6 protein-coding genes and 1 pseudogene are annotated in these 8,217 nt (G+C 74.2%); 4 read left to right on the forward strand and 3 right to left on the reverse strand.

What is annotated here, in order from left to right; all coding sequences use genetic code 11:
• Nucleotides 1-26 precede the first annotated feature (26 nt).
• The 4 genes and pseudogenes from L7D48_RS22455 to L7D48_RS22470 form a co-directional block, all read left to right on the forward strand.
• Nucleotides 27-274 (forward strand): annotated as a pseudogene (locus tag L7D48_RS22455) (DUF504 domain-containing protein); the annotation flags it as partial.
• A 69-nt stretch (nucleotides 275-343) separates the two neighbouring features.
• Nucleotides 344-1,009 (forward strand): nicotinamide riboside transporter PnuC, encoded by a 666-nt coding sequence (gene pnuC, locus L7D48_RS22460; protein WP_237881833.1) that lies wholly within the window; start codon nucleotides 344-346, stop codon nucleotides 1,007-1,009.
• Nucleotides 1,006-2,127 (forward strand): AAA family ATPase, encoded by a 1,122-nt coding sequence (locus L7D48_RS22465; RefSeq protein WP_237881835.1) that lies wholly within the window; start codon nucleotides 1,006-1,008, stop codon nucleotides 2,125-2,127. Before pnuC ends, L7D48_RS22465 begins: the two co-directional genes overlap by 4 nt.
• Nucleotides 2,128-2,321: 194 nt before the next feature.
• A complete protein-coding gene (locus L7D48_RS22470) occupies nucleotides 2,322-4,400 on the forward strand; it encodes an N-6 DNA methylase (RefSeq protein ID WP_237881837.1) in 2,079 nt (692 codons plus the stop codon).
• A gap of 54 nt (nucleotides 4,401-4,454) precedes the next feature.
• Here the strand turns inward: L7D48_RS22470 and L7D48_RS22475 are convergent, their stop codons facing one another.
• From L7D48_RS22475 to L7D48_RS22485, 3 genes are all read right to left on the reverse strand, one after another.
• Nucleotides 4,455-5,204 carry a ThuA domain-containing protein gene (locus L7D48_RS22475; protein WP_237881839.1) on the reverse strand — a complete coding sequence of 250 codons (750 nt, stop codon included), beginning with the start codon at nucleotides 5,202-5,204 and terminating at the stop codon, nucleotides 4,455-4,457.
• 54 nt (nucleotides 5,205-5,258) lie between these two features.
• On the reverse strand, nucleotides 5,259-6,260 hold the full coding sequence (gene mgrA / locus L7D48_RS22480; RefSeq protein ID WP_308312325.1) for an L-glyceraldehyde 3-phosphate reductase: 1,002 nt from the start codon (nucleotides 6,258-6,260) through the stop codon (nucleotides 5,259-5,261).
• 168 nt (nucleotides 6,261-6,428) lie between these two features.
• Nucleotides 6,429-7,700, reverse strand: coding sequence for a right-handed parallel beta-helix repeat-containing protein (locus L7D48_RS22485; protein WP_237881842.1), 1,272 nt, complete (start codon nucleotides 7,698-7,700; stop codon nucleotides 6,429-6,431).
• Nucleotides 7,701-8,217: the final 517 nt, after the last annotated feature.

The following is an 8,217-nucleotide window of genomic DNA, read 5'->3' on the forward strand; positions in this document are numbered from 1 at the left end:
GGGCCGGCCCGGTGGGGGGAGGGGTGATGCGCACCGGCGAGGAGGTCCACCACCAGGTCCGCCGGGATCCGCGCCTGGATCCGGCCCGCTTCGTGCCGAGGTCCGGCAGCGCGGTGCCGCGCCCGAGCGCGTGCCCCTGCTCTCCTCCGTCCCCGGCGGGGAGATCTCCTGGCACCGGATCCTGTTCGTGGAGGCGGACGGCGAGGTGGTCCGGGACCGCGCCACGGGCGTGGACGGCCTCGGCGCCTCCGAGGCCGGGCGACGCCGCGCTCCCCCGCCAAAACCCTTGCCACCACCGGACCGACCCCCTTATCGTCAATCTGACAATTAAGGAGGTCGCCGCGTGGACACCGTCGCGGACCTGCTCGCTCCCCTCCAGCAGCCCCTCTTCACCCTGCTCGGCAGCCCCGTCAGCTGGGTGGAGGTGCTCGGCTTCGGCAGCGGGGGGCTGTGCGTGTGGCTCGTCGCCCGCCAGCACATCGCCAACTGGCCGATCGGCATCGCCAACAACCTGTTCTTCATCCTCCTGTTCGCCGGCGCCGGGCTGTACGCGGACGCCGGGCTCCAGGTCGTCTACATCGCGCTGGCCCTGTACGGCTGGTGGTCGTGGGTCGCCGGCGGCCCGCGGTCAGCCTCCGGCCGGCTGCCGGTCAGCCGCACCGGCGTCCGCACCTGGTGGGTCCTGGCCTGCGCGACCGCGGCCGCCACCGCCGCGCTGACCGTGCTGCTGGACCGGGCCACCGACTCCACCGTGCCCTTCTGGGACGCCCTGACCACCGCGCTGTCACTGGCCGCCACCTACGGCCAGTGCCGCAAGAAGGTCGAGTCCTGGTACCTGTGGATCGCCGCCGACGTCGTCTACGTGCCCCTGTACGCCCACAAGGGGCTGTACCTCACCTCGCTGCTCTACCTGGGCTTCATGGCCCTGTGCGTGGCCGGGCTGCTCGGCTGGCGGCGCGAACTGGCCGGCCGCACCGGCCCGGCGGCCCCGGTGGGGGCCGCCGCGTGAGCGGGGGCGCGGACGGGAGACCCGGGCGGCCGGGGAAGGAGTTCGGGCACGGGCTGGTGCTGGGCAAGTTCTACCCGCCGCACGCCGGCCACCACCATCTGGTCCGCACCGCCGCCGCGCGCTGCCGCCGGCTCACCGTGCTGGTGTGCGCCTCCTCCGTGGAGTCGGTTCCGCTGGCCGACCGGGTGGCGTGGATGCGCGAGGAGCACCCCGAGGCGGGCATAGAGGTGGTCGGGGCGGTGGACGACGTGCCCGTCGACTACTCCGACCCCGCCGTCTGGGACGCGCACATGGCGGTCTTCCGCGCCGCCGTGCCCGGGCCGGTCGACGCGGTCTTCACCTCCGAGGCCTACGGCACGGAGCTGGGCCGCCGCTTCGGCGCGGCGGCCGTCACCGTCGACCCCGGCCGCACCGCGTACCCGGTCTCCGGGACCGCGGTGCGCGAGGACCCCGTCGGATGCTGGCCGCACCTGGCCGCCCCCGTACGCGCGGCCCTGACCCGCCGGGTCGTCGTGCTGGGCGCGGAGTCCACCGGGACCACCACCCTCTCCCGCGCCCTCGCCGAGCACTACCGTTCGCGGGGTGGGGTGTGGGCCGAGACGGGCTGGGTTCCCGAGTACGGGCGGCGGTACAGCGAGGAGAAGTACGCGCGGCTGCGGGCGCGGCGGCCCGGCGCCCCGTTCGGGGACGTCGTCTGGGAGCCGGAGGAGTTCGAGCTGATCGCCGAGCGCCAGCTCGCCGCGGAGGACGCCGCCGCGCGGACCGGTTCCCCCGTGCTCTTCTGCGACACCGACGCCCTGGCCACCACGGTCTGGCACGAGCGCTACACCGGCCGCCGAAGCCCCCGGGTGGAGGCCGTGGCCGCCCGCGGCAGGCACCACCTGTGGCTGCTGACCGACCACACGGGTGTGCCGTTCGAGGACGACGGGCTGCGCGACGGGGAGCATCTGCGGGCCTGGATGACCGGTCGCTTCCGCGCCGAGCTGAGCCGCCGCGGCCTGCCTCACCTGGTCGTCGGCGGGTCCCACCGGGAGCGTCTGCGCGCGGCGGTGGCCGCCGTCGACGAACTCCTCGCGCGCGGTTGGCGCTTCGCCGACCCGCTCCCGGAGCGCGGCTGACCGCCCGCCTCGTTCCGGGGCGCCCCGCACGGCCCGTTCCGCACGGCCCGGGCGCCTCGTTCTGTGAACGGTGTCAAACGCCGTAGTAACCTGCCCAGTGGAACCGACTGTTCGAATCCCGGCGCTCCCATCGGAGCTTTGAATTCGAACAGTTGCCTGTGGCAGCCCCGACCGATCCGACCCCGGAGATCTCGATGCCTTCAACACGCTCAGTGCCGGTCACCCTCGCGGAGATCGCGCGGATCGCCGGGGTGGGGCGGGCGGCCGTCAGCAACTGGCGGCGCCGCCACGACACCTTCCCCGCCCGGATCGGGGGCACGGACGCCAGCCCCCAGTTCTCCCTCGCCGAGATCGAGCGGTGGCTGCGGGAGAACGACAAGCTCAAGGAGATCGGGGGGCGCGAGCTGCTCTGGCCCGGTTTCGAGGCCCTCGGCAGCCGGGACGAGACGGGTCTGGCCATCGCCGAGGCCGGACGGCGGATGCTCGGCGGCCAGGCCCCCGCGTCCGCCGCGCCCCTGTCCGAGCAGGCCGGTGAACTGGTCGACGAGGCCGTGGCGCTGGGGCGGCGCGAAGGAGCGCGGGAGGTCTTCGAGTTCCTGCTGCAGCGCTGGCTGGACGCCCACGTCCGCCAGGTCAGCGCCAGCCCCCGGCCCCTGGCGGACCTGATGGCCGAGGTCGCCCTGGCGGCGCACCCGTCCCCGGCCGGGGACGGCGGGGCGACCGTGCTCGACCCGGCCTGCGGCGCGGGCCATCTGCTGGACGCCGCCGCACGGGCCGAGACGGACGCGGGCGCGGCACGCGTCACCCTGCTGGGCTGCGACAGCGACCCGGCGCTGGCCGCGCTGGCCGCCGCGCGGCTGGCGTTCGTCACCGAAGAGGCGGGCGCCACGGGGAAGACCGGTAAGGCCGGTAAGGCCGGTGCGGGCGGGGTGCGGGTGACGGCGGACGTACGGGAGGGCGACTCCCTGCGCGCCGACCCGCACGAGCGGGCCACAGCGGACGTCGTCCTGTGCAACCCGCCCTTCAACGAACGCGACTGGGGCTACGAGGAGCTGTCCACCGACCGGCGCTGGGTACACGGCCTGCCGCCGCGCACCGAGTCCGAGCTCGCCTGGGTCCAGCACGCCCTGGCCCGGCTGCGGCCGGGCGGCGCCGCCGTGCTGCTGCTGCCGCCGGCCGTCGCCTCCCGCCGGGCCGGCCGCAGGATCCGCGGCGCGCTGCTGCGCGCCGGACTGCTGCGCGCCGTCATCGCCCTGCCCCCCGGCTGCGCGCAGCCGCACAGCGTCTCGCTGCACCTGTGGCTGCTGCGCGCCCCCGAGGGCGCCGGACCCGCCGAGGACAACGGGGTCCTGCTCGCCGACGCGGCGGCCTCCCGGCGGGCGGCGGCCTCACGCGAGGGCGGGGTGGACTGGGACGCGCTGGGCGGTTTCGTACGGACCGCGGTGCGCGCCTACGACAGCGGGGCGGCCGAACTGCCGGACTGCGCCCGGCGCATGGCCGTCATCGAGCTGCTGGACGACGAGGTCGACCTCACCCCCGGGCGCCACGTCTCCCCCGCCCCCGGCGGCGACGAACTCGACCTGGAGAGCGCCTGGAGCGGCTTCGGCGAGGCCCTGGCCGGACTGCGCGCCGCGGGACGGGCGCTGTCCGCCCTGGAGCCGGCCGGGGACGGCGGGGGCGCGCAGCCCAGGACGACCGTGGGCGACCTGGCCCGGGCCGGGGCGCTCACCCTGCGCGGCGGCCAGCAGCCGCCGGACGGGACGGTCCGCGGCGGCGAGGCGGGCGAGGACGGCCTGCCCCTGCTGACCGTGCCCGACCTGCTCCAGGGCGGCGGACCGACGGGCTGGCTGCACACCTCGGACGTCTCCGACCGCGGAATGCTGGTGGCCAGGCCCGGCGACGTGGTGGTGGCCGGGGTGATCCGCGCCTTCGCCGCCTGGGTGCACCAGGGCCCGCCCACCGTGCTCGGCGCCCAGTTGTACGCGCTGCGCGTGGATCCGGAGAAGATGGACCCCTGGTTCCTCGCGGGCTGTCTGCGCGCGCCCTCCAACGGCCGCCAGGCGGGCACCCACGCCTCCAGCGCGTCCCGGGTGGACGTGCGCAGGCTCCAGGTGCTCCAGCTACCGCTGGCCGAGCAGTCGCGCTACAGCGAGGTGTTCCGGCGGCTGACGGAGTTCGAGGAGTACCGCGGGCGCCTGGACGAGCTGGCCTCGCGCCTGTCGCGCGACATCAGCGACGGCCTGGCGGCGGGCCGGCTGTCGGCCGGAAGCTGAGAACCGGCGCGGGAGCGGGGGTGAGGAGCGGGGGCGGACGGGGAGCCTCGCCGCTCACCGCTCGTACCAGCCCCTCTCGCGCGGCTGCGACGTCCAGGGCACCGGCGCCCCCACCGGTCCTGCGGGACCGGCCGGTCCCGCAGGACCGGCCGCCCAGAAGGCCGCGTTGGCCAGAACGGTGCGGATGTCCGCGTGGTGGTAGACCGGGTACTCCTCGTGGCCCGGGCTGAAGTAGAAGACCCTGCCGAGCCCCCGCCGCCAGGCCATCCCGCTGCGGAAGACCTCCCCGCCCGCGAAGGAGGAGACGAAGACCAGCTCGTCGGGGGCGGGCACGTCGAACGGCTCGGCGTACATCTCCTGCTCGCCGATGACCATCGGCCGCGGCACCCCGGCGGCCACCGGGTGCGTGACGTCGACCGTCCACACCACCTCGCGGTCGCCGTGGCGCCAGCCGGAGATCCGGCCGCTGGTGCCCGTCAGGGCGCGGAAGACCTTCGACTCCGCGCTGGAGTGGAGGGCGACCAGCCCCATGCCCTCCAGCACCCGGGCGTGCACCCGCGCCACGACCCCGTCGTCCACCTCGCCGTGCCGCCGGTGGCCCCACCAGAACAGGACGTCGGTCTCGTCCAGCACCGTGCCGCCGAGCCCGTGCTCCTCCTCGTCCATGGTGGCCGTGCGCACGCGCAACTCGCCGTGGGGGGCGAGTGCGCCGGCGATGGCGTTGTGCATTCCCTCCGGGTAGACGGCGGCGATCTCGGCGTCGTCCGGCCCGCACTCGGTCCACACCGTCACGCGGATGGCCATGACCCGCTCCTCTCCCGGGCTCCGGGAGCCCGGGTTTCCCGGGGGCGGCCCGGCCTAACCGGCCTGACGGGCGAGGTGGTTCTCGATCTCGGCGAGCTCGTCGTCGGTGAAGTCGAGGTTGCCGGCGGCCGCGACGTTGTCCTCCAGCTGTTTCACGCTGCTGGCCCCGACGAGCGCGGAGGTCACGCGCCCGCCGCGCAGGACCCAGGCGATGGCCGTCTGCGCCAGGGTCTGGCCGCGCCGCCGCGCGATGGAGTCGAGCGCGCGGACCTTGGCCAGCGTCTCCTCGGTGATGCCCTCGGCCGTCAGGAACGGGCTGGCGCCCGCGGCCCGGGACCCGGCGGGGATGCCGGACAGGTAGCGGTCGGTGAGCAGGCCCTGGGCCAGCGGGGAGAAGGCGATCGAGCCGGCGCCCACCTCGTCGAGGACGTCGAGCAGGCCGTCCTCGACCCAGCGGTTGAACATCGAGTACGAGGGCTGGTGGATCAGCAGCGGGGTGCCGAGCCCGGCCAGGATGCGGGCGGCCTCACGGGTCTGCTCGGGGCTGTAGTTGGAGATGCCCACGTACAGCGCCTTGCCCTGCCGGACGGCGGTGTCCAGCGCGCCCATGGTCTCCTCCAGGGGCGTGTCGGGGTCGGGGCGGTGGGAGTAGAAGATGTCGACGTACTCCAGGCCCATGCGGCTCAGGCTCTGGTCCAGGCTGGCCAGCAGGTACTTGCGCGACCCCCACTCGCCGTACGGGCCGGGCCACATGTCGTAGCCCGCCTTGGTGGAGATCACCATCTCGTCGCGGTAGGGGCGGAAGTCGCGGGCGAGGTGGCGGCCGAAGTTGGCCTCGGCCGCTCCGGGGGGCGGGCCGTAGTTGTTGGCCAGGTCGAAGTGGGTGACGCCCAGGTCGAAGGCGCGGCGCAGGATCGCCCGCTGGGTCTGAAGCGGCTTGTCGTCGCCGAAGTTGTGCCACAGGCCCAGCGAGATCGCCGGCAGTTTCAGCCCGCTGCGTCCGACACGTCGGTAGGGCATGGTGTCGTAGCGCGTGTCCGCGGCGGTGTGGGTCACGGGTCTCCTCTGCGGTGTGGGCGGGACCGGCGGCTCGGAACTCGCAACGCTACACCGCGCCGCGGCCGCACCGGGCGGGCCCTCGTGCGGCATGAGCGGCGGCGTCCTCCCGCCCCGCTTCCGGGGCGGGAGGACGCCGCGCGGTTCCTCACCGCGGTCCCTGTCCGCTCAGCAGGTGTTCCGGCTGGTGTTGTTCAGGGTGAGGTTGCGGTAGGTGATGTTCGTGCCGCAGGGGCTCTCCCTGAGCGAGGTGTTGCTCAGCGTCAGGTTCTGCAGGGTGATGTCCCGGTTGCCCGGGAACTCGCTGCGGGCCGCCAGCCTGACCTCCCCGCCGCCGCTGACCGTGCCGCCCTGGGAGGCGATGGTCACGTTGTAGCAGTTCTCGATCAGGATGGCGTTGCTGCCGGTGTTGGTCAGTGTCACCCGGTCGATGACGGCGCCGCCACTCTCGGACACGCAGAAGACCCCGCGCCCGCCGCCGCGTGCGACGACCTCGCCGACGCGGATGTTGGTCGGGTAGCCGCTGCCGATCCGGCCGTTGCGGTTGGCCATCCGGAACGCCGCGTAGCCGGTGCCGGTGGCGGTGTTGTCGGCGTCGACCTTCCCCACCGTGGCGTTGATCGTGTCGTTGAGCAGCAGTCCGGAGTAGCCGACGTTGCGGGCGGTCACCGTCCCGATCGTCAGCCCGTCCACCCCGTAGGTCTCCACGCCGTGGTTGCCGGCGCCCGAGACGTAGACGTTGTCGATGCGGATGTTGCGCGAGCGCGACGAGCGGTCGCCGTGGTTGTCGATCCGGATACCCAGACCGCCGGAGACCCGCATGTCGATCCGGCCGAGTACCACGTTGCTGACGTTGCGCATGAAGATGCCGTACAGCGGGCGGCCGGTGACGGTCAGATGACCGACCTCGACGTTCGTCGTGCCGCGGGAGTAGATCGGCGCCTGGTCGCCGGAGCCGGAGCCGGTGACGTCGATGGTGCCGCACACGTCGATGGCGGTGTTGCTCGGCAGCGACACCCTGGTTCCGGCGCCGATCGAGCCCGAACCCCGCACCACCACGCGCTCCTTGGAGGAGCGGTTGGGGGTCAGGCTGCCGATCGCGGCCTGCATCGCGTCGCGCATGCTGCCGCCGGTGTAGACCGTGCTGCCGCCCCGGCGCGCGGTCCAGGTGCTCCCGCTCTTCACGGCCTCGGCCTGGTACGAGCCCTCGCCGCAGGCGGCCGCGGCGGCGGCCGGCGCCGCCTGGGCGGCCCGGGACCTCGGTGCGGCCCCGGCCTCCTGCGCCTGCTGTGCCGCCTGTCCGGAACGGTCGGCCCCGGCCGGGGGCTCCGCGGCCCCGACCGTGGTGGCCACCGTCGCCAGCATGGCCGCCGTCAGGGCGCCGGCCGCGGCCGCGGCGAGTCTGCGCCTCCTGGCGGATGGTGCGGCTCCGCTTCTCATCGTGGACTCCTTCCGTGGGGGGACGCTCACCACACCGCGGCGCAGGGCCGCTCGCGCCGGGCCGGGCCGGAGGGGCCGTCCGGGAGGGGGATTTCGCGAGAAAAGTGCAGTAAGCGCTTTCTAAGCCCGTCAGTATTGCAACGTTTCATTCAGGGGGTCAAGAGCCGTGCGGCCACCTCCGAAAACAGCCGAACCGCGGTCTTTCCCTCGGAAAACACCGCCAAATCCCTCAACAGCCCACCTCTGACCTGCGACTTCTCGTATCCCTTGACCGGCCCCCGCTCCCGGGATTCCTTTCCTGCGGAACACCCGCACCGAATAGCGGGCGGATTCGGAAACCCGAAACGGCATATTCCTCGCCGGTTCGCCGCGTGCGTGGTGAACCGGCGAGGACGGCATCCGTCCCGGGAGACCGGCATGCGGGAGAACCCCGGCCGCAACGCGCCGAGTCGCGGAACCAACCGCTCCGGATCAGACTTGGCCGTGGCCGGGCCGTGCCTCCCCCGGCCTCCGGCCC

Source organism: Streptomyces sp. ICN903, assembly GCF_022015835.1.
GTDB classification, from domain to species: domain Bacteria; phylum Actinomycetota; class Actinomycetes; order Streptomycetales; family Streptomycetaceae; genus Streptomyces; species Streptomyces fenghuangensis.